Source organism: Flavobacterium sp. 1355 (assembly GCF_017833415.1).
Taxonomy (GTDB): Bacteria; Bacteroidota; Bacteroidia; order Flavobacteriales; family Flavobacteriaceae; genus Flavobacterium.
Map to the genome: position 1 here is coordinate 297,225 of NZ_JAFICC010000005.1, position 23,118 is coordinate 320,342.

Consider the following 23,118-nt stretch of genomic DNA (forward strand, 5'->3'; position numbering starts at 1 on the left):
ATTGGAATCATGAAAAATGTATTGGTTGTTTTTACTTTTTTATTCAGCAGTTTTTTGATTGCTCAGGAAGGGACAAATATGAAGAAAGTTGTAACGCCGCCCGAAAAGGTAAAGTTTGCTTTTGAAAAAGAATATCCAAATAAAATTCCTGTCTGGTCAGAAGAATATGTAGGAGATGATAATGATGAAATCAGGTATGAAGCTAAGTTTAATGCTGATAATAACGCTAAAGCGCTCGCAGTTTATGATAACCTTGGAGTTTTAAAAGCTTTGGAAACACAAATTTCATTAAGTCAGCTTCCGCAAAAAGCCCAGACTTATCTAAAGAAAAATTATCCGGCCAGTGCCATTCGTGAAATAGCAGTTGTGGTTGATTATAAAAATAAGACTACTTACGAAGTCGGTGTAGAAAAACAAGCCAGGTTTTACGATGTTGTTTTTGATAAAAATGGAGGCTTTGATGTCATAATAGAAAAAAATTAAAAAATATATAGGAAAAAAACTACAATATGTTTAATTTTAATGTTTAATAAAAAACTAAAACATGAAAAATTTTTACTTATTGATTTTTTTTACTTGCAGTACTTTTCTAATAGGACAAAACGCAATTTTAGTACCGCCTGAAAATATAAGAATAGCTTTTGAAAATCGCTATCCCAATAAGAAACCTATATGGAATATAGAATATAGCAGTAAAGGGGACGATGTTATTTTTGAGGCAAAATTTAATGAAACAGCAAATAAAACAGCGTATGCCAGATATGACAAAAACGGCAAATTTAAAGCTTATAAAAGCCAAATACTATTTAATAGTCTGCCACAAAAAGCGCAGCTGTACCTTAAGGCAAATTATGGTGTGAAGTCATGCAAATCATTTTTTGCTGTTGTAAATGGCTTAAATGCAAAAAGCTATGAGGCAGGTGCCATAAAAAGCTCGAAATTTTATAATATAATTTTTGATCAAAAAGGTGAATTTTACAAAAGAATTCAGATACAATAAATGCTTTACTAATTCAATATTTTTGAAACTTCAAACCCGATAAGTGTAATGCTTATCGGGTTTTGTTGTTTTTAATTCTTCCGGCGATTTACAAATTCATTCCACCAGAAACTTCAATTCTTTGTGCGTTTATCCAGCGTGCATCTTCAGTACATAAAAAGGCTACAACGCCGCCAATATCGTCAGGAAGACCAACCCTTCCCAATGCTGTGATAGAAGAAAGGGTTTGGTTTAACTGCTCGTTATCACGAACCACACCGCCGCCAAAATCAGTTTCAATTGCACCCGGAGCCACTACATTGACTTTTATTTGTCTTTGGCCCAATTCTTTGGCCTGATATTTTGTCAACGTCTCGATAGCACCTTTCATAGAAGCATAAGCAGCATAACCAGGAGAAGAAAATCGGGCCAGACCGGTTGAGATATTGATGATTCCACCGCCATCATTCATTACGTCCAATGCTTTTTGAGTAATAAAAAACGGACCTTTGAACTGGATATTATTCAATTGATCAAATTCTGCTTCTGTTGTTCCAATAAACGAATTGTAAATTCCGATTCCGGCATTATTGATAAGGAAATCGAATTTATCTGTTTTAAAAGTCTCTTTCAAAGCTGTTTTTACTTCTTCAAAAAAAGAATCAAAAGTGCCTGAATCAGCAACGTTTAACTGTAGTGAAGCTGCTTTTTGGCCCAAACTTTCAATTTCTTTTACAACAGCATCGGCTTCTTCTTTTTTACTGTTGTACGTAATAATTACGTCAAGTCCTTTTTTTGCAATTGCAATTGCCATATTTTTTCCTAAACCTCTGCTTCCTCCTGTAATCAGAGCTATTTTTGTATTTATTGCCATTTTATATTGGTTTTGAATGTTAATTATGTGAACTAATTAAAAATTAAGAATTAAAAATCTGCGTTATCGGCTAAATCTGGTGAGAAAATAATTTTTAATTAATTAGAATGTAATGCTTCAAAATGTGCTTTTAATTCCGGTACACTTGCGTTTAATCTTGTTTCGCTGGTTCCAAATGTAAGTTCGTTTCTGCCTTCTTTTAATTGCTCAAAAATGGCAACAATAAAATCAGCTACACTTGGATGTGCGTCGTGCAAACCAACTCCACCCAAATCTGTATTCAATGCCGGTGGAATAATCTCGATCACTTCAATATTTTTTTCTTTTAATAAATGACGAAGCGATAGGGTAAACGAACGAAAAAATGCTTTTGTAGCAGAATAAACCGGAATCTTTGCAAAAGGCGAAAATGCCAGTCCTGACGTTACATTCATTACCGTTGTAAGCGATTTTAACTCTATAAAAAGTGAAGTCAGATGTAATGGAGCTTCAATATTGGTATTGATTTCAGATTTCATACTTTCATAAAAACCGGCATCCGAAACCGAAACCCATTTCTGAATTCCTGCATTATTAATTAAGACATTTAAATCGCTGTGATTTTCTTTAACCCATTCATACAGGGCAATACGCTCGGCTTCAACTGTTAAATCACAAATTTTTGTAATTACAGATGGAAATTGTGCCTTAACATCATTTAAGACAGATTCTCTTCTTCCGCAAATAATCACCGTATTGTTCTCTTCGATAAATCGTTGCGTAAGCCCAAGTCCGATGCCGCTTGCGCCACCGGTTATTAAAATTTTGTTGTTTGATAAATTCATCTTTTCTATCTTTTAAATTGATAAGACAAAGGTAGGAGTGAAGCAGAGATGGAGGGTTGTAAATATCAAATCGATATTTGCGAAATTCAAATCAGGAATTTAATTAGGAAGAAATTCTAATTTCAAAAATTCCAAATTCCAAATTCCAATTCTCATTCATGTCATCCTGAGCGAAGTCGAAGGACACGTACAGTAATACACACTGCATGGAGTCAGCATGCGATCCTTCGACTTCGCTCAGGATGACAAGCTTTGTAATAATCTAAAATCCAAAATCTACAATCTAAAATCTACAATCTAAAATCTACAATCTAAAATTTAAAATAATCTAACTTCTAAAAGCCAAAGGCGTTAAAGAAGTTTGTTTCTTGAAAAAGTTAGAAAAATGCGCCAATTCTTCAAAACCTAAGGCATAAGCAATTTCAGAGACATTCCAATCCGTTTGCTTTAAGAGAATTTTTGCTTCGTTTGTCAATCGGCTGCTAATTAATTCGGTTGTTGTTTTTCCGGTATTTTCTTTTAAAACCTTATTCAAATGATTGACATGAACAGCTAACCTGTCTGCAAAATCCTTTGCAGTTCTTAGTGCCAGCCGCTGATGCGGAGATTCTATCGGGAATTGTCTTTCTAATAATTCTGCAAATAAAGATGAAACCCGTGCAGCCGAATTGTGTTTGGAATAAAGTGCGGTTATAGGCTGCAATTTTTGCCCAAAGTGAATTAACTCTGCTACATAATTACGAATAAGATCATATTTATAAATGTAATCAGAGTTGATTTCTTTTTGTATTTTATTGAATATCAATTCTACTTCCAAAACTTCTTCATCTGATAATTGAAAAACAGGATAACCGTCTGAAGCAAAAATAGGGAGTTCATCCAGATCAATTCCACTTTTGGTTTTGGATAAAAACTCGCTGGTAAAAACACAAAACTGCCCTGATTGATTGGTGTCCTGCGGTATATAATTGTACGGAATTTTTGGCGTTGCAAATAAAAGTCCCTGCTTTTCGATTTCGATTATTTTATCGGCATATTCAGATCTGTTTTTACCTCTAATTAAACTTATCTTGTAGTAAGCCCTTCTGTCATAAGGCATAAAAGATTTGCCCTGCATTCTTTCGAGAAGTTCTTTAATATCAAAAACATTAAAATGACCAATTTCTTTTTTAATGCCATTGGGTAATAAAGAATTTGGTTCAACGTCTGAACCTTCGGTAATATCCTGATAAAACGAATCGAGAGATTTCATATGCGCGAATTGTAAAATTCAAATATACAAAAATAAAAGATTGTTTTTTTTTTAAGTTTCAGGTTTCAAGTTTCAGTTTCGCATTTTTGTCATCCTGACGAAGGAAGGATCACACCCGTAACTCGATAAAGCGTGGCGATTCCAGGAACGGAATTCCTTGTGTGGTCCTTCGTTCGTCAGGATGACAAGATTGTGTCGTGTTTAAAACAAACTTCCCTGAATTAATTCGGGTTGAGGGTTGCTTCCAAAAGAAAAAGTATCAATTACAAAAAACTGTTTTTTGATTGGATCTAATTCCCGTAAAACAATTTCGCAGCACAAAAAATGAATATCGATTGTAGTAAAAAGCTGTGATGCGATTTTAAGGTTCTCTGGAGTTAATCGTCGGGCTATAGACAAATGGGGATCGTCACTTTTTTTCAGGGTCAAAGGTTTAAGCGTTTCCTGAGTTTTTTTTAGAATAGGTTTTAGTTTATCCTTTGAAATTTCATTAGGAGAAATAAAAAAAGCGCCACTATTTTCATAAGCTCCGAAATGCTCTAAATAGACCTGAAAAGGAGTGAAGGTGTCGCAGATTTTAAATAGCTTTTGTTTGTATTTGTCTATCTCAGATTCTGAAATCGTAAACTCGCAAATTGTAATATGAGCAACAGAATTACAGCTGTTATACCAATTTATTTTGCTTTTTAAATAATCCTTCATTGTTTTGACAGCATCAATAACATCCTGCGAAGGATAAATAGCAACAGAATATTTCTTTTCCATTTGTACCGTTTTGGGTTACACAAATTTAAAATTTAAATGAACTGTAATTGCAGAATAAAAATAATCTTTGCGTTGGACGGATTAAAATCCATCCCTAAAAATGGATAGAATCTAGGATTCTTTAAATTCTAAATTTAAACTGCACTTTCAAAGCTCATAAAATAATCTTTTCCTGCTTTTTCAAAAACGATGAAGGATTATGTAAAAAAAAGAAAAATCCCGCTACCTAAATTTTTCCTTTTAGATGTAACCGGTGATAAATTTCAGATTGTAATAATCCGCTGCCTCCACCAAAATGTTCAATTACTTCTGTTTCCGGCTGATGTTTTAAACAAAAGTGGGTAAAATCTTTTTCGATATGGTCTTCAATTCCGGAACTCAGTAAAACCATATCAATTTTGTTTTTTAGAAAATAATCCTGAGCTAATTTTTCATCATTAAAGGCTACCGCATTCCAGTTTTCATTAGCATTTACAAGTCTAAGTAAAATGGGCAGAATTGCTTCATTTTTTCCGAGTATTAAGAATTCAAGTATTTTCATAATCAGTAATTTAAATTGCAAATGTATTTGTTAAATCGTAGGTTCAACTTAATCTAGGACAAGAAAGATAATTTTTTGAATTTTATTTCTCTGAATAAGATCATCAGCTTTTGTGAGAACTTATGATTTATCCTAACAATAAAATACCGGTAATCCAGAACTGAATAATATCCCAGTTCATTTTAAATTTTTGTGGAGAAAATCCATAAAAAGACTTAAAAGCTGCCGAAAAGTGCGAAACATCTTTATAACCACATTTATAAGCGACTTCACTTACTGTAATTGCTTTGTTTTGAAACAATTCTTTTGCCCTTTCCATTCGTAGTTTGATGATATAGCTTTTTACCGTAGTGCCAAAACAAGCTTTAAAACCTTTCTTGAGTTTAAATTCATTTAATGAAATGATACGCGAAAGCTCTGTTAATGTTGGTGCATTTGCGCAATCATTTTCTATTATTTGTTTGGCTTCCTGTAGTTTGGCATAATCATCTGGTATGATAGTTTCTTTTTGCTGAGAATTATTAATTAGTGTTTCGAGCTGATGGATCAGAAGTTCTTTGATTTTGGCTTCGATATACATCTTTTTTAAGGCTCCCTGACGGGTACAGTTTTTTATTTCGGATATAATCCATTGTATTGAAGGAGTAAACGGAAGGTATTTGGATGTTAAATAACTGGATTTTTTAAATAATATATTTTTTGAGAATTTCTCATGAATCTTCCAGTCTTCGTTGATAATTGCAGAATAAAATTCTTTGGATAAAATGATGGACAAATAGTTGATTTTCTCAAACGCAGGAATTTTAAAAGTGGCATTAAAATGCGAAGTGTAAAAAATATTGTGTGTGTTCTCTTTAGAAAATTTTTCAGATTCTAATTCCTCGATATGCGTTTCTACATTATTTGAACTTATAAAGTTCATAACAACAGATTCTTCATCGATTTCAAATTCGATTGTTTGCGGAGTAAAAAAATATAGCTGAGTATCAAGCAGAACCATTCCGTCACATATTAAATGATGACTTTTTATTTCCTCAATTCCTTCATTTTTTATTTCAATGTTTTCTTCTTTTAAAAGGCTTTTTGGGTCGTATTGATTACTAGTTTCAATATTAATAATTAATTCTTTGCGCGCTAAAAGTTTCGATGTGATCTTCAAAATTTAATCCGTTTTTACAAAATAATAATCCGTTTTTCCCTATCATTTTTGATGAAGATGAAGGTACTTTTGCGCCAAAGTTATTTATAATTAGTCTAATTAAAGATATGTCAACTCATAAATTTTTATTTTTTATTTCATTTTTCTTCTTTTCCTTCTTGTCATTTTCACAGCAAAATCAAGGTTTTACGGTATCTGGGCAAGTTTCTGAAAAATCAGGACAAAGCATTCCTTTTGCTACAATTATTATAGAAAAAACTGACTTAAGTTTAATTTCTGATGAAAATGGAAAGTTTATTTTTAAAAATGTTAAGCCGGGGAAATACAACTTAAAAATTACCGCAGTTGGTTTTTCTGACCTTAAAAAAAATATTCAGGTTTTAGAAAATGATATAGATTTTTCAGTTCAGTTAGAAAACGAATTAAACGAGTTAGAAAGTGTTACCGTTTTGGGCCGTTCTGCTACAGATAAGGTAAACAAACAAGCTTATAATGTAACAGCAATAGATGCAAAAAAACTCCACAATTCCACCCTTGATTTAGCACATGCACTAGACAGAGTTTCAGGAGTGCGGGTTCGTGAAGCAGGAGGAGTAGGTTCAAGATCAGATCTTTCGATCAATGGTTTTTCCGGAAATCAGATAAAAGTTTTTATTGACGGTGTTCCTATGGACAACTTTGGCTCTTCTTTTCAAATGAATAATATTCCCATCAATCTTGCCGAACGTGTTGAAGTTTACAAGGGAGTTGTTCCGGTTTGGCTGGGAGGTGATGCGCTGGGAGGTGCTGTAAATATTGTAACGAACAGTAAACCCAGAACTTATCTTGATGCGTCCTACTCATTTGGTTCTTTTAATACCCACAGAACTAATATTAATGCCGGTTATACAGCAAAAAGTGGTTTTACAACAGAAATTAACGCTATCCAGAATTATTCTGATAATGATTACTGGGTTAATGTAGAAACAGCTGATTTAGTTACAGGTGAATATTATCCATCGGCACGGGTAAGAAGATTTCATGACAAATACAAAAATGAAACTGTAATTCTAAACATTGGAGTTACCGGAAAAAAATATGCTGACAAATTATTATTTGGTTTTACAGCAGGAGAAAATAAAGCAGATATCCAGACTGGGGCGAGAATGATAACTCCATTTGGTACCAGATACAGAAGGGGAAATGTATTGATGCCTACTTTAAAATATCAGGTTAAAGATTTTTTTACAAAAGGTCTGAATATAAATGTTTCAGGAAATATCAATTTGGGAGAGGAACAGACTATTGACACTGTAAACAGAGTGTACAACTGGCTGGGCGACTATATCCAAAGAGAAGGATTGGGTGGTGAAGGCGGACGCTCTTTACTTAAAATACGCAACAATAGCGGTATAGCAACTGCGAACATAACGTATAGTCTTGGAGAACGACATTCTTTTATGCTGAATAATACTTTTAATACATTTAATCGTAAGCAAAGTGATGAATTAGTTCCGACATCCTTACTTTATCAGCAGCCAAGAAAGAGTCAAAGAAATGTGTTGGGACTAGGCTATAAATTTGATTATAATGAAAAGTGGACGACCTCGTTATTTTTGAAAGAGTATTTTTTGAAAACCAAATATACTCAAAGTTATAATCCATCAGGAAATGCCGGCGATATCGCGTATCAGGAATATAATGATAACCGAACCAATCTTGGCTATGGGGCCGCTACCAGCTATTATTTGAGACAAAACCTCCAGATAAAAGCATCTTTTGAAAAGACCTACAGACTTCCTACTCCCGATGAAATTTTTGGAAGCCCAAATGATAATATTGAAGGAAACACTGCTTTAAAACCAGAAAGCAGTAATAATCTTAATGCAGGTGTAAGTTATCAGACCAGCTTTAATAAAGTCAATGCCTTAACATTTGATGTCAATTTCATGTATCGTAACTCAAATGATTTTATTCGTACGACATTCAATAATAATCAGAATAAAACCTTAACGCTTAACCAGGACAGTGTTAACAATTACGGAGTAGATGGAGAGATTCGATATTCTTACAGAAACAGGTTTACGGCAGGTGTAAATATGACGTACCAGAATTTAAGAAACATGACCAAATATGAGCCTGAGCAAAATTATGTATCTGATTATTATAAGGACAGAATGCCAAACATTCCATTCTTTTTTGGGAATACCGATGCTACTGTATTTTTCTATGATGTATTCAAAAAAGGAAATAATCTGTCTGTAGGATATAATCTTCTGTATGTACATGCTTACTATTTATACTGGCCAAGCCGTGGAGCAGATAAATTTGATATTCCCGACCAGTTTAACCACGAATTAAATGCTGTTTACACTTTTGCTGATGGTAAATATAACATAGGAGTGGAGTGCAAAAATGTATTGGATAACAAGCTTTACGATAACTTTTCACTGCAAAAGCCAAGCAGGGCTTTTTATATAAAATTCAGATATTTTTTCACAAAATCGAAATAATAATTTAATAATTCAAACCATAATAACATGAAAAAGAATAGCACACTAGCTTTATTCTCAGCTTTAATAGCTTTTACTGCATTTTCCTGCAGTAGTGATGACAATAAACCCGGAGATAACACAGGCGGAGTTGATACAGGAAAAACAAAATATATCATTACAGCCACAACTGGTGCATCTGGAGTTGCAGATTATTTATTAACTGCCGATGATATCTCGACAGGGACAATATCTACAAATGGAAACGGAGTGGAGCAGGATGGGACATATCGTTATTATATTACAGCTCAAAACAATTTTTTCAGTTTACTTTACGGGCAAGGAAACCCTGGAGCTGTAACAACCTATAATTTAAATGCTGAAGGTAAATTAGTTAAAAAATCAAATTTTCAGGCAGAAACTGTTCACGTTTTTGCAGCTGTAAATAAAGATATTTTAACCGTTAAAGTACCAAGAAGCGGTGATGCTTCTATTGCTATGATGTTCAAAATTGATGCAGAAAAGTCACTTATAACAGGTCAGGCGCAACAAGATACTAAGAAATTAGCCGGAAATGGAGAAAGAGCTTTCTTTACATGGGCAACTCAGGTTGGTGATAAAGTTTTTATGCCATACATGAGCATCAAAGGAGACGGAGTTGATAACTTCGGAACTGTAAATCCGGATAGTACATGGGTTGCGGTTTATAATTATCCTGAACTTAAATTAGAGAAAGTAATCAAAGATAACCGTACAAGTTATTTAGGAGCGTATTTTACAAATGGATTAATTCAGGACGAAAATGGAGATGCTTACGGATTCTCTGGCGCAATTGCTACAAGCAATAATGTTTTGGTGTCTAAAAAACATTCTGCAGTTGTAAAAATCAAAAAAGGAACTACAGAATTTGACCAGTCTTATTTCTTTGATGTAGAAGAAAAATCAGGAGGATACAAAATCTCTTCTTCAAGCTATATTTCAAACGGAAAAGTTTTACTGGTAATGTTCGGAAATGCTGGTAAAAACAACGGAGCTGCTAAATTGGCTGTTGCAGATGTATACAACCAGACTTTTAAATGGGTAACAAATGTACCTGAAACGATCACTTTTGCAACTACACGTTACAATATCACAACTGAAGATGGTAATTCTTCTGTTATCGGAATCAATACTCCTGACGGAAACTGGATCTACTCAATCAACGGATCTACAGGAGTGGCTGTAAGAGGTATGAAAGTAGAAGGCGGTCAGATTACTGCTATCGCTAAGTTAAAATACTAAAATTGTTTTTTTGAACCGTAAGGCTCTCTGGGGCCTGCGGTTTTTTTATTTATTTTATACTCTTTAATATATGTTTTCTTCTTCGTCAAAACCAAATAAGAAAAAAAGTAAAAAATCGCTTTTTAAGCGTATAATGGCCTGGCTGCATTTGTGGCTCGGATTAGCTTCCGGTATTATAGTGGTCATTGTCAGTTTAACCGGTTGTATTTATGTTTTTGAAAATGAAATCAGAGATTTTACCGAAGACTGGCGTTTTGTAAAACCTCAGGAACAGGCGTTTTTATTACCATCACAATTAGTTACCATTGCTGATAAGGAGATGAAAGGCAAACATGCCAAAAGTGTCACTTTTGGAGCAAAAGATGAAGCGGCTATCGTAGGGTATTTTACCGAAAAAAAAGAAGGTAAAGACAAAGGCAGAGAAGACAGAAAAGAGATTAATAAAGACAAAAAACAGACCGAAGCTGCTAAAAACAGTGACGGAAAAAGAGAGGGAGAAAAGAAAAAAGGAAAAGAAGAAAAAACCAAGAAAAGAAGAGGCGGTATTTTTACCAGTGTCTACATGAACCCTTATACAGGTGAAGTGCTAAATGTTAAGTCTGTTTCAAGAAGTGATTCGCCCGATTTTTTCAGATTTATTCTTAACGGGCACCGCGCTTTATGGCTTCCGTATGATATAGGACGGCCAATTGTTGGAGTTGCAGTTCTTATTTTTGTCTTTTTGCTGATTTCAGGAATCGTATTATGGTGGCCAACAAAATGGATCAAATCAATTCGCGATAAAAGTTTTAAGATTAAATGGTCAGCAACATTCAAACGCCTGAATTATGATTTGCATAATGTACTCGGTTTTTACAGTATGATTTTTCTGTTATTTATTTCTGTAACCGGTTTGGTTTGGAGTTTTAACTGGTGGAGTAAATCTTTATATTGGGTAACATCCGGAGGAAAACCATTAATAGAAAGCCGTGAATCACCAAAATCAGATACTACACATATTGCGGCATTTAACATAACAACGGTGGATAAACTGCTAAAAAATATTTCAAAAGAAAACCCACAAGCTTCCGGAATTATGATCACGATTCCAGAAAAACCTTCAGATGCTATAGGCGCTTTTGTGTATAAACAAAAAAATACATTCTATAACATGGACCGTTATAGTTTTGACCAGCAGACACTCAAAGAAATTTCTATAAAAACACCTTTTTCAGGAAAGTATATAGAAGCCAATTTACCCGATAAAATCAGAAGAATGAATTATGATATTCATGTCGGAAGCGTATTGGGACTTACAGGAAAGTTTCTGGCTTTTTTTGCCAGTCTTATTTCTGCCAGTTTACCTATAACAGGATTTATAATCTGGTGGGGAAAACAGAAGTTTGGTAAAAAATCAAACACAAAACCCAAAGTAACAGATAAATCAGTTTCAGTTACTAAGATAAAAACAATAGCAGAAAAAGAAGTTGCTGTTTAAGATTTTACAATTGTTTACTTCTTTTTTTTTGATAACTGAAAAGGCAAAACTTTATGAGTTTTGCCTTTTTTAATTTGTGTGATTTAATTTTTAAATCCGTTGTTTTTCAGCCATTCCTCGCATTGTTTTGTCCAGAATTTGCTTGTATCATTTACACCTAATCCAAAACCGTGTCCGCCTTTTTCATACAAATGTAATTCAGCCGTAACTTTATTTTTTTTAAGCGCTAAATAATAATTAATGCTATTTTCAGGAATTACGACTTCATCATCAGTAGCATGAATCAGGAACGCTGAAGGCGTCTGAGCCGTAACCTTTTTCTCATTAGAAAAAGAATCAATTAATTCCTGCGAAGGATTATTTCCCAATAAGCTGATTTGTGACCCTTTATGTGTTATTTCATTCTGCATAGAAACTACAGGGTAAATTAAAAGCGAAAAATCTGGGCGTGCACTTGCTTTAGAAGCCGTTTCATAGACTTTATCATCATAATGTGTAGACAGGGTTGAGGCCAGATGCCCTCCTGCAGAGAATCCCATAACACCAATTTTATTTGGATCAATATTCCATTTTGCAGCATTTTGTCTCACAATTCGAATCGATTCCTGAGCGTCCTGCAAAGGGCCAATCGTTTTGTCTATCATGATTTTATCATTTGGTAGTCTGTATTTTAGAACAAAAGCCGCAATCCCGATATTATTAAACCATTCTGCAACTTTAGTGCCTTCCTTGTCAATAGCCAAATGAGTGTATCCTCCGCCAGGGAAAATAACAACAGCAGTCTGGTTTGGTTTCATTTCTTTTGGTAAAAATACACTAAGCGTAGGTGTTGCAACCAAGCAGGTACTTTGTACTTTTCCATCTTTTATTTCTTCTTTTTCTTTATAATCAGAGACTTTGAGCTGTCCCGGAATTTTATTCCAAAGCGGAATTACCTGATTCTGAGCCTGAAGTTGGTTTATCATTCCTAAACATAAAAACAGATTTAAGAATACTTTTTTTAAGATGGAGATTTTTAATTTTTTCATTTTAATACAATTAGCTAGCGTTTATTTTGAATACAATCAAAAATAGAAATTTCTTGATGAACAAGAGACATACAATCAAAAAATTGCTTCATTCTCAGTGAATCTAAAGTATCATTTAAAATTCAGCAAAAACGAATCAAATCGGTACAATTTTATTACCTAAAACGGATGATTTTCGTATATTGACTTTTAACATATATATTGTTTAATATGTAATTTAGTATTGTATTTTTTGTATGATATATTTATTTATATTGATAAAATAATTTTTTATTTAATTTTTTTGGATTATAACTATTAAAAACTATATTTGTGCAATCGATTACATTATTTGATTTTTTTGCTTTTATTTCAATTTTATGCAATAAGAGTTTTGAGAGTTAAACATCTGATAATTATAAATTTATAATAAACCATTACCATGAACCAAACAAATTCAGTCACAATGAATAAGACAAGCACTACTGTCGGAAAATATCGCTGGAGCATATGTGCATTGTTATTTTTTGCAACCACAATCAATTACTTAGACAGGCAGGTACTTTCTTTAACATGGAGTGATTTTATTGCTCCTGAATTTCATTGGACAAACAATGACTACGGAAATATTACAGCTCTGTTTTCTATTTTTTATGCAGTTTCATTATTATTTGCCGGAAGGTTTGTCGATTGGTTAGATACAAAAAAGGGATTTTTGTGGGCTATTGGTATTTGGTCTGTTGGTGCTTGTCTGCATGCATTTTGCGGGATTGCAACTTCAGGAATAATTTCAGGTGAATGGTTTGTTGGCTTTGAAGGAGCAAAAAATGTTATTGAAAATGTGCACGATACGGCAAGGGTAATTAATGTAAGTGTTGCATTATTCATTTTTGCCCGTTTTGTTTTGGCAGTAGGAGAGGCAGGAAATTTTCCCGCAGCCATAAAAACTACAGCAGAATATTTTCCTAAAAAAGACAGGGCTTTTGCTACCAGTATTTTTAATGCAGGAGCCACAGTTGGAGCTCTGGCAGCACCAATTACAATTCCGTTTATTGCAAAATCTTTTGGCTGGGAAATGTCTTTTATAATCATTGGAGCATTAGGATTTGTATGGATGGGATTCTGGATGTTTATGTACGATAAACCAGAAAGACATGTAAAAGTTACTCAGGAAGAATTAGCTTATATTCAACAAGATGAAATTGCAGATAGTAAAATTGTAGGTTTTGTGCCTGAAACAAATTCAAAAGTATCGCTTGCAGATTGCTTTAAATACAAACAAACCTGGGCTTTTGCCTTCGGAAAATTTATGACAGACGGTGTTTGGTGGTTCTTTTTATTCTGGACACCGGCCTATTTGAGTTCTGTTTACGGAATGGATTCTACACAGGCAGCATTACCCTTATTTGTACTTTATATGATTACGTTATTGTCTATTATTGGCGGATGGCTTCCGACTTATTTCGTAGAAAAAAAGGGGATGAATCCGTATGAAGGCAGAATGAGAGCTATGCTGATTTTTGCATTTTTTCCGCTATTAGCATTAATAGCTCAGCCATTAGGCTATATAAGTTACTGGGTTCCGGTAATTATTATTGGGATTGCCGGTGCTGCGCATCAATCATGGTCGGCAAATATTTTTACAACAGTTGGAGATATGTTTCCTAAAAAAGCCATTGCAACCATTACAGGAATTGGTGGTCTGGCAGGAGGAATCGGATCAACATTGATTAATAAAGGATCTGGAGTTTTGTTTGATCATGCTAAAGAAACCAATATGGCTTTTATGGGATTTAAAGGTATTGAAGCTGGATATTTTATTATTTTCTCTATTTGCGCAGTTTGCTATCTAACGGGTTGGATTGTTATGAAATCATTGGTGCCAAAATACAGCCCAATTACAAATCTTTAATGCATTTTTTAGGATCCAATTTATTAGTAAAAATTAAATTAAAAGTCTCTTTACTTCAACTTTAATGTTTACTTTTAGAGCTAAAAAAATCAATAAGTGTATAATCAACACAAATAATTTTTGATTTGCATTATGATTTTTGAAGATAAAAATATAATTTTGTGCAATCGATTACATTAAATTAAAAATTATGACAAAATATAGTTCAAGATACGCGTCAAGCCCAGAAGCTGTTAAAAAATACGATACACAAGAATTGAGAAATGAATTCCTGATTGATAATTTAATGGAGGAGGACGAAATCGTATTGGTTTATTCTCATTACGACAGATACATTACCGGTTCTGCAGTTCCTGTGAAAGGGGATTTAGCTTTAGAAACTATTGATCCGCTAAAAGCGCTTTATTTTTTGGAGCGTAGAGAAATCGGAATTATCAATGTTGGAGGAAGCGGTTCTGTTATAGTTGAAGGAAAACCGTATGAACTTGGGTTTAAAGATGCTTTGTACATTGGAAGTGGTAACAAGGAAGTAATTTTTAAAAGTGACGACAGCAATAATCCTGCAAAATTCTACATTAATTCTGCACCTGCACATACTACTTACCCAACGGTAAAAGTAAGTTTGGCAGAAGCAAATAAATTGCAATTGGGTACGATGGAAACGGCCAATCACCGTACAGTTAACCAAATGATTATTGGTAGTGTTGTTACAACCTGCCAATTGCAAATGGGAATGACGGAATTAAGACCGGGAAGTGTATGGAATACAATGCCGGCACACGTTCACGATCGTAGAATGGAAGTTTACTTTTACTTAGATATTCCCGAAAACCAGGCAGTTTGCCATTTTATGGGACAACCGCAGGAAACAAGACATATCTGGATGAACAACCATCAGGCAGTTATTTCTCCTCCATGGTCAATACACTCTGGTTCAGGAACCAGTAATTATACTTTTATCTGGGGAATGGCTGGTGAGAATTTAGATTACGGCGATATGGATGTTTGTAAAATCACAGATTTAAGATAATAATCATGACAAACTTATTTGACATAAAAGGAAAAGTTGCCCTCATAACAGGAAGTACACACGGACTGGGAATGGCAATGGCAAAGGGATTAGGTGAGGCTGGAGCTACAATTGTAGTAAATGGAAATTCTTCTCAGCAAAAAATTGATGATGCTGTGGCAGCCCTTAAAAGCGATGGAATAAATGCAGTTGGATATAAATTTAATGTAACCGAAGAAGAGAAAGTTAAAAAAGCTGTTCAGAAAATTGAAAGCGAAGTTGGACCAATCGACATCTTAATCAATAATGCCGGAATCATTAAAAGAATTCCGCTTCTTGAAATGGAAGTTGCCGATTTTAGAGAGGTAATTGATATTGACTTAGTTAGTCCGTTTATTGTTTCAAAGCATGTTGCCAGAGGAATGATTGAAAGAAGACAGGGAAAAATCATAAATATCTGCTCTATGATGAGCGAATTAGGCCGTAATACGGTTTCTGCGTACGCTGCTGCTAAAGGCGGCTTAAAAATGCTGACCAAAAATATGGCAACCGAATGGGCAAAATACAATGTACAAATCAACGGAATTGGTCCTGGATATTTTGCTACAGAGCAAACAAAACCAATTAGAGTAGACGGACATCCTTTTAATGATTTTATCATTAGCAGAACACCGGCCGCAAAATGGGGAGATCCGGGCGATTTGGCAGGAGCGGCAATATTTTTATCTTCAAAAGCAAGTGATTTTGTAAATGGTCACATTCTATATGTTGACGGGGGAATTCTTGCCACAATCGGAAAGCCTTCAAACGAAGAATAATTTTTAAAAATTACATTTTAAAAGACATGAGCACGAATACCACATTCATCCACGATAATTTTTTATTAGAAAATAAATATGCTGAGGAGTTGTACCATAACTACTCAAAAAATCAGCCTATTATTGATTACCATAATCACTTAAACCCACAGTTTATTGCAGAAGATAAAATCTTCGATAATATTACGCAGGTTTGGATTAATGGAGATCACTACAAATGGCGTGCGATGCGTACATTGGGCATCAATGAGCAGTTTGTAACCGGAAATGGTTCAGATAAAGATAAATTTGTAAACTGGGCAAAAACAGTTCCGTACACAATGCGTAATCCTTTGTACCACTGGACACATTTAGAATTGGCCCGTTATTTTGATATTTATGATTTACTGAATGAGAAATCGGCTGAGAAAATTTATATCGAAACTTCAGAAAAAATAAATTCTCAGGCTTACAGCACACAAAACCTTCTTAAAAAAGTAAACGCCGAATTAGTTTGTACTACAGAAGACCCAATCGATAGTTTAGAATTTCATCAGAAATTCTCAAATAATACAACAGGGATAAAAATGAGTACAGCATTCAGACCTGATAAAGCTATCTTAATTGCTAATGATGGCTATAATGCATATCTGGACACATTAGGGGATGTGTCCGGAATTGCAATTAATACGTATGCTGATTTACTTTCGGCATTGAGAAAAAGAATTGAATTTTTTAATGCAAACGGATGTAAATTAAGTGATCACGGTTTGGATCAGATTTACTTCGAAAATTTTACAGAAAACGAAATAACTGCCATTTTCAAAAAGAAAAGAGAAAACGGAACATTATCTTCAGAAGAAGCACTAAAATTCCAAAGTGCAGTTTTGATATTCTTGTGCGAAACGTATCATGAGTTTGGATGGGTACAGCAGTTTCACTTAGGAGCTTTGCGTAACAACAATGCCCGTATGCACAGGATTTTAGGCCCTGATACAGGATGGGATTCTATTGGAGATTATCCGCAGGCACAGAAATTATCAGGTTTTTTAAATGCATTAGACAGTAAAGATAAATTGTCTAAAACAATTATTTACAATCTAAATCCTGCTGATAACGAAGTTATGGCAACCATGATCGGAAATTTTAACGACGGAAGCGTTAGGGGAAAAGTTCAGTTTGGGTCCGGATGGTGGTTTTTAGATCAGAAAGACGGAATGACAAAACAATTAAACGCCCTTTCTAACATGGGATTAATCAGCTGTTTTATTGGAATGCTTACCGATTCGAGAAGCTTTTTATCGTTTCCAAGACACGAATATTTCAGACGTATTTTGTGTAATCTTTTAGGAGATGAAATCAAGCGAGGTGAACTTCCAAATGATATGGAATGGATTGGAAAATTGGTTTCTGATATTTCATATAACAATGCTAAGGAATATTTTAAATTCTAATATTTCTTTTTTACCATTAAGATATTAAGATTATTAAGTTGTAGTGGTAAATTAAAAAAGTTTATAAACAGTAAGATATTTAGCTAAAGCTTATTTTTCTTAATCTCTTAATGGTAAAAAAATAAAACCTTTTACTGGTAAAACAATAAAATAATATGAGTAGAGTAGTTGCATTTGGAGAAATCATGCTTCGTTTATCGACAGAAAGGCATTTACGTTTTTCGCAGGCAAAAGCATTTGGAGCTTCTTATGGAGGAGGCGAGTTTAATGTTTGCGTGTCTTTGGCGAATTACGGTATAAATGCTGAATTTGTAACAAGATTACCTGAAAATGAGATTGGTGGTTCTGCATTAAAAGAAATGCGAAAAATGAACGTAGAATCTAAAAACATAGTTTATGGAGGAGAGCGTTTAGGAATTTATTTTCTGGAAACCGGAGCAGGAACACGCGGAAGCAATGTTGTTTATGATCGTGCACACAGCTCAATGGCAACTATTCAAAAAGGTCAGGTTGACTGGGAAAAAGTTTTAGACGGTGCAGAATGGTTTCATTGGAGCGGTATTACTCCTGCAATTTCTCAAAGTGCTGCCGAAGCTTGTTTGGAGGCAATTAAAATCGCTCATAAAAAAGGAATTAAAATTTCATGCGACTTAAATTACAGGTCAAAATTATGGCAGTATGGCAAAACACCAAGTGATGTAATGCCGGAAATGCTGCAATACAGCAATGTAATTTTAGGAGATATTGATACAGCCTATTTTATGCTGGGGATACCGAAAGTAAATCCGAATTATCAGGATGAAAAATCACTTCCTGTTTTATATGATAAATTGTTTGAATTGATTCCGAATTTAAAAGTTGCTGCTACGACACTTCGTTATTCTGTAAGTGCTTCTCACCAAAGAATTGGGGGTGTTTTATATAATGGAAAAGCAATTTATAATGCAGCTGTAAAAGAAGTAACTCCGGTCGTAGACAGAGTAGGAAGCGGTGATGCTTTTATGGGAGGATTAATTTACGGACTATTAGAATATCAAAATAATAACCAAAGAGCACTTGATTTTGCTGTTGCTGCTTGTTGTTTAAAACACACTATTGCAGGAGATTATAATCTGGTAACCTTAAAAGAAGTTGAGAATATGATTGATGGTGATGGTTCTGCATTAGTATCAAGATAAAAAAATAAAAATGGCAAAATATTCAAGAATTGAAGTGGCTTCACAAATGAAAGAAAACGGAATGGTTCCGCTATTTTTTCATTCGGATATTGAGTTAAGCAAAAAAGTACTAAAAGCCTGTTATGACGGCGGTGCCAGACTAATGGAGTTTACAAGCCGTGGTGATTTTGCTCATGAAGTATTTGGAGCTTTAAACAAATATGCTTTGGCAGAACTGCCGGGAATGATTTTGGGTGTTGGTTCTGTTACAGACGCAGCTTCAGCATCTTTATACATGAGTTTGGGAGCTAATTTTATTGTAACACCCGTTTTTAGAGAAGATATCGCAATTGCCTGCAACCGCCGCAAAGTTTTGTGGTCTCCGGGCTGTGGAACACTTACTGAAATTGCCAGAGCAGAAGAATTGGGATGCGAAATTGTAAAATTATTTCCAGCCGATATCTACGGGCCTGAATTTATAAAAGCAATAAAAGGGCCATGTCCCTGGACAAATATAATGCCTACAGGCGGTGTTTATCCAACGGTAGAAAGTCTGAGTTCATGGCTGAATGCCGGTGCATTTTGTGTTGGTTTAGGATCACAATTAATTTCAAAAGACATACTTGATAACAATGATTTTGACGGTTTGAAAACCAAAGTAAGTCAGGTGCTGGATATCATAAAAAATATTAAAAATAAATAAGAAATGATCATACCAATTTCTTATTTGACTTGCAGTTTTTTTTAAATTTTAGAGATTGTAATTGAGCATTACGCTTGGAAAATAAATTTTGTCACTCCTCACAGCAAAATTTATTTATTAATACAGGTGTAATGTTTCTTTTACAATTTTAAAAATGCAAGTCAGAGGGTTATTTATAGGGTTGTTTTTATAATGCTTTAAAGGATTTATAATGGAAAAAATAAACAGATCAAATTCGGAGTTTTCAAATAAACTTCCAATAAAAATTGTACAATTTGGAGAAGGGAACTTTCTAAGAGCTTTCGTAGAATATGCTTTTCAAAAATTAAATCAGGAAGCTGATTTTAATGCCGGGATCGCAGTTGTCCAGCCTATAGACAAAGGTTTGGTGAATATGATTAATGCTCAGGACGGTTTGTACACTTTGTTCATGAAAGGTGTAAAAAAAGGAAAAGAAATTCAGGAAAATGAATTGATTACCAATATTGTAAAAGCTGTTGATCCTTATGCTTCCTTTCAGGAATATCTGGCTTTGGCAAAAGAAGAAGAATTAGCTTTCATTATTTCAAATACAACAGAAGCCGGTATTGAATACATCGCTTCAGATTTGCCAACAATGCAGCCGCCGGTATCTTTTCCTGCAAAATTAACCGTACTTTTGTATGAAAGATTTAAGCATTTTAAAGGAGCGCCTGCAAAAGGTTTAACAATTATTCCGTGTGAATTAATTAATTATAACTCAGATACTTTAAAAGAAATTATCTTAAAATACTGTACAGACTGGAAATTGGAACAGGAATTTATTTTCTGGCTATTAAACAGCTGCTCTTTTCATAATACACTGGTTGACAGAATTGTTCCCGGTTATCCAAAAGATGAGATTGAAGAATACAACAGTCAGTTATCATATAAGGACGATCTGATTGTAAGTGCCGAAAGTTTCTTTTTATGGGTTATTGAAGGTGATGATGCATTAAAAGCAAAACTTCCGTTTGAAAAAACCGATTTGGATGTAAAAATCGTCGAAGATATGCAGCCATACCGCACACGTAAAGTTAGGATCCTAAACGGGGCTCATACCGCTATGGTGCCAATTTCATTACTTTACGGAAACGAAACAGTTAAGGAAACAGTTGATAATTCATTTACAGGAGAGTTTGTAAACAAAGCTGTTTTTGATGAAATCAATGAAACATTAAATATGGATAAAGAGGAGCTGGCAAGTTTCTCTGAAGAAATTCTGGATCGTTTTAGAAATCCATTTATCAAACACCTGCTGTCTTCGATTGCCTTAAATTCGATTTCTAAATTCAAAGTACGTGTTTTGCCAAGCTTGACAGAATATGTTGCCATTCATAAAAAATTACCTGTACATTTAACCTTTGCATTTGCGTGTTTAATTCGCTTTTATAAAGGAACATGGAAAGGGGAGAGTTTACCGATAAATGACAGTGCAGATATCGTTTCTTTTTTTAATGAAGTTTGGAAATCAAACGATTATAATAAAATAGCTGAATTAACTTTGCAAAACAAAAGTTTCTGGGACGAAGATTTAACATCGGTTCCTTCGTTAAAAGAATCTATAGCATTAGCATTAAAAGAAATAGATGAAAATGGTGTAGAACAAGGTTTTGCCAATTTTAAAAATAAATAATTCAAGAACCCCCGCATACTAAGTTATGGAAACGCAAAAGAAATTAATAAAAGTTAATCCTACTGATAATGTAGCAGTAGCGTTAGTAAATCTGGTTGCCGGAGAAGTGATTAACTTTGAAGGAGAGGATATTACAATTGAGTCTGATGTAAAAATGAAGCACAAAATTGCTCTGGTTCCTTTTAATGTTGGAGACAGAATTATTATGTACGGTGTTTTAGTCGGAAAATCAAGCGCCAGAATCGAAAAAGGTGGTTTGCTTTCTACTCTAAATGTAAAACATGAAAGTGATAAAGTAACCGGAAAGACGGAAACAATTGGCTGGATTCAGCCAAATGTTGATAAATGGAAAGACAGAACTTTTCAGGGCTATCACAGAGAAGATGGTCAGGTTGGTACTGAAAATGTGTGGTTGTTTTTTCCTTTGGTTTTTTGTGAAAACAGAAATATCGAAATTCTGAAAGACATTTTCGAAAAGGAATTATTAAAGCCTAAAGAAAATGATTATCAGTTATTGTTGCGTTCTTTAGTGAAATCAGAAACTGGCGGTGCCGGAAATGAAGCAGCTTCAAATGACGCTAATTTATTCAATAACATCGAAGTAAAATTCATTACACATCAGGGTGGCTGTGGAGGAATTCGTCAGGATTCTCATAGTCTGGCAAAATTGTTGGCAGGTTATGTAAATAATCCAAACGTTGCCGGAGCTACAGTTTTGAGTTTGGGATGTCAAAATCTTCAGATTCAGATTTTTAAAGATGCTTTGGATGCGATTAACCCGAATAGTAAAAAACCTGTTTTAATCTACGATCAGCAATCTATCGGAACTATTGAAGCTATGCTGAGCAGTGTGGTAAAAGATACTTTTGAGGCAATTAAAAAAGCGAATGAAATAAAAAGAGAACCGGCTCCATTGTCTAAATTAAGAATTGGTTTAGAGTGTGGTGGTTCTGATGGATTCTCAGGAATTTCTGCTAACCCAACGCTGGGCGTTACTTCAGATTTATTGGCAGCCTTAGGCGGTACTACAATTCTTTCTGAATTCCCTGAGTTATGCGGTGTAGAGCAGGAATTGGTAAACCGTTGTGTAGAAGACGAAAGCGGAAAACGCTTCCTTGATTTAATGCAATGGTATGAAAAAACAGTTGTTGATGCAGGTTCAGGATTTGATATGAATCCGTCTCCTGGAAACATCAAAGATGGTTTGATTACCGATGCAATGAAATCTGCAGGAGCAGCAAAAAAAGGAGGAACTTCGCCAATTACAGGAGTTTTTGATTACGGTGAATATATAACGAAACCAGGTTTAACTTTGCTTTGTACACCAGGAAATGATGTGGAGTGTACAACTGCAATGGTAGGCTCAGGCGCGAATATGGTATTGTTTACAACAGGTTTGGGAACTCCTACAGGAAATCCAATTGCACCGGTTGTTAAGATTTCATCAAATACCGAATTAGCTAAAAAAATGTCAGATATTATTGATATTGACACTGGTGGAATTATCACAGGTGAAAAATCTATTGATGAAATGGCTGATGAAATGTTGGAATTTATTATCAATGTTGCCAGCGGTACAATTAAAACAAAAGCAGCAATCTTAAATCAAAACGATTTTATTCCTTGGAAAAGAGGCGTTTCGCTTTAATAAAAAGCTAATTGTAAAAAAAGCTCACTTGTTTAAAGTGAGCTTTTTTTTTACTCATTATGTCTAGTCCTGAAATAGCGATACACAAAAAGTATCATTATGGAAAAAGATCAAGAATTACGCTATATAAAGCGTACACAAAAAGACTACACTA

The 23,118-nt window shown here is 34.3% G+C and carries 20 protein-coding genes; 13 read left to right on the top strand and 7 right to left on the bottom strand.

Annotation, left to right across the window (positions count from 1 at the left end; genetic code table 11):
• Positions 1-9: 9 nt before the first annotated feature.
• Together JOD96_RS08690 and JOD96_RS08695 are read left to right on the top strand one after the other, a co-directional pair.
• The gene (locus JOD96_RS08690) at positions 10-483 is read left to right on the top strand and encodes a PepSY-like domain-containing protein (protein WP_209563879.1); all 474 of its coding nucleotides are present in this window, start codon (positions 10-12) and stop codon (positions 481-483) included.
• 61 nt (positions 484-544) lie between these two features.
• A complete protein-coding gene (locus JOD96_RS08695; protein ID WP_209563880.1) occupies positions 545-1,000 on the top strand; it encodes a hypothetical protein in 456 nt (151 codons plus the stop codon).
• Between the two features lie 88 nt (positions 1,001-1,088).
• On the opposite strand, the gene JOD96_RS08700 is transcribed toward JOD96_RS08695, so the two are convergent.
• From JOD96_RS08700 to JOD96_RS08725, 6 genes are all read right to left on the bottom strand, one after another.
• Positions 1,089-1,853, bottom strand: a complete 765-nt coding sequence (locus tag JOD96_RS08700; RefSeq protein WP_209563881.1) for an SDR family oxidoreductase — start codon at positions 1,851-1,853, stop codon at positions 1,089-1,091.
• A 98-nt stretch (positions 1,854-1,951) separates the two neighbouring features.
• Complete coding sequence (locus tag JOD96_RS08705; protein WP_209563882.1) at positions 1,952-2,677, bottom strand: SDR family oxidoreductase; 726 nt, start codon at positions 2,675-2,677, stop codon at positions 1,952-1,954.
• 328 nt (positions 2,678-3,005) lie between these two features.
• Positions 3,006-3,929, bottom strand: a complete 924-nt coding sequence (locus JOD96_RS08710) for a helix-turn-helix domain-containing protein (RefSeq protein WP_209563883.1) — start codon at positions 3,927-3,929, stop codon at positions 3,006-3,008.
• Between the two features lie 201 nt (positions 3,930-4,130).
• A complete protein-coding gene (locus JOD96_RS08715; RefSeq protein ID WP_209563884.1) occupies positions 4,131-4,694 on the bottom strand; it encodes a 2'-5' RNA ligase family protein in 564 nt (187 codons plus the stop codon).
• 226 nt (positions 4,695-4,920) lie between these two features.
• Positions 4,921-5,235: a hypothetical protein gene (locus JOD96_RS08720; RefSeq protein ID WP_209563885.1), complete on the bottom strand. Its 315-nt coding sequence runs from the start codon at positions 5,233-5,235 to the stop codon at positions 4,921-4,923.
• A 127-nt stretch (positions 5,236-5,362) separates the two neighbouring features.
• Positions 5,363-6,394, bottom strand: coding sequence for an AraC family transcriptional regulator (locus tag JOD96_RS08725; RefSeq protein ID WP_209563886.1), 1,032 nt, complete (start codon positions 6,392-6,394; stop codon positions 5,363-5,365).
• A 107-nt stretch (positions 6,395-6,501) separates the two neighbouring features.
• On the opposite strand from JOD96_RS08725, the gene JOD96_RS08730 reads away from it, so the two are divergent.
• From JOD96_RS08730 to JOD96_RS08740, 3 genes are all read left to right on the top strand, one after another.
• Entirely contained in the window at positions 6,502-8,886 is a 2,385-nt protein-coding gene (locus tag JOD96_RS08730) for a TonB-dependent receptor (RefSeq protein WP_209563887.1), read from the top strand.
• Between the two features lie 27 nt (positions 8,887-8,913).
• Positions 8,914-10,146 (top strand): DUF4374 domain-containing protein, encoded by a 1,233-nt coding sequence (locus JOD96_RS08735; RefSeq protein ID WP_209563888.1) that lies wholly within the window; start codon positions 8,914-8,916, stop codon positions 10,144-10,146.
• A gap of 70 nt (positions 10,147-10,216) precedes the next feature.
• Positions 10,217-11,623 (top strand): PepSY-associated TM helix domain-containing protein, encoded by a 1,407-nt coding sequence (locus tag JOD96_RS08740; protein ID WP_209563889.1) that lies wholly within the window; start codon positions 10,217-10,219, stop codon positions 11,621-11,623.
• 83 nt (positions 11,624-11,706) lie between these two features.
• On the opposite strand, the gene JOD96_RS08745 is transcribed toward JOD96_RS08740, so the two are convergent.
• Positions 11,707-12,651, bottom strand: a complete 945-nt coding sequence (locus JOD96_RS08745) for an alpha/beta hydrolase (protein WP_209563890.1) — start codon at positions 12,649-12,651, stop codon at positions 11,707-11,709.
• Positions 12,652-13,072: 421 nt separating this feature from the next.
• Between JOD96_RS08745 and JOD96_RS08750 the strand changes: the two genes are divergently transcribed.
• From JOD96_RS08750 to JOD96_RS08785, 8 genes are all read left to right on the top strand, one after another.
• Positions 13,073-14,542, top strand: a complete 1,470-nt coding sequence (locus JOD96_RS08750) for an MFS transporter (protein WP_209563891.1) — start codon at positions 13,073-13,075, stop codon at positions 14,540-14,542.
• Between the two features lie 190 nt (positions 14,543-14,732).
• A complete protein-coding gene (gene kduI / locus JOD96_RS08755; protein ID WP_209563892.1) occupies positions 14,733-15,572 on the top strand; it encodes a 5-dehydro-4-deoxy-D-glucuronate isomerase in 840 nt (279 codons plus the stop codon).
• Between the two features lie 5 nt (positions 15,573-15,577).
• Positions 15,578-16,369, top strand: coding sequence for a gluconate 5-dehydrogenase (locus JOD96_RS08760; protein WP_209563893.1), 792 nt, complete (start codon positions 15,578-15,580; stop codon positions 16,367-16,369).
• Positions 16,370-16,395: 26 nt separating this feature from the next.
• On the top strand, positions 16,396-17,802 hold the full coding sequence (gene uxaC, locus JOD96_RS08765) for a glucuronate isomerase (protein ID WP_209563894.1): 1,407 nt from the start codon (positions 16,396-16,398) through the stop codon (positions 17,800-17,802).
• 155 nt (positions 17,803-17,957) lie between these two features.
• Positions 17,958-18,980: a sugar kinase gene (locus JOD96_RS08770; protein ID WP_209563895.1), complete on the top strand. Its 1,023-nt coding sequence runs from the start codon at positions 17,958-17,960 to the stop codon at positions 18,978-18,980.
• Between the two features lie 10 nt (positions 18,981-18,990).
• Positions 18,991-19,662: a bifunctional 4-hydroxy-2-oxoglutarate aldolase/2-dehydro-3-deoxy-phosphogluconate aldolase gene (locus JOD96_RS08775; RefSeq protein ID WP_209563896.1), complete on the top strand. Its 672-nt coding sequence runs from the start codon at positions 18,991-18,993 to the stop codon at positions 19,660-19,662.
• A 211-nt stretch (positions 19,663-19,873) separates the two neighbouring features.
• Entirely contained in the window at positions 19,874-21,316 is a 1,443-nt protein-coding gene (locus tag JOD96_RS08780; protein ID WP_209563897.1) for a tagaturonate reductase, read from the top strand.
• A 25-nt stretch (positions 21,317-21,341) separates the two neighbouring features.
• Positions 21,342-22,964, top strand: coding sequence for a UxaA family hydrolase (locus JOD96_RS08785; protein WP_209563898.1), 1,623 nt, complete (start codon positions 21,342-21,344; stop codon positions 22,962-22,964).
• Positions 22,965-23,118: the final 154 nt, after the last annotated feature.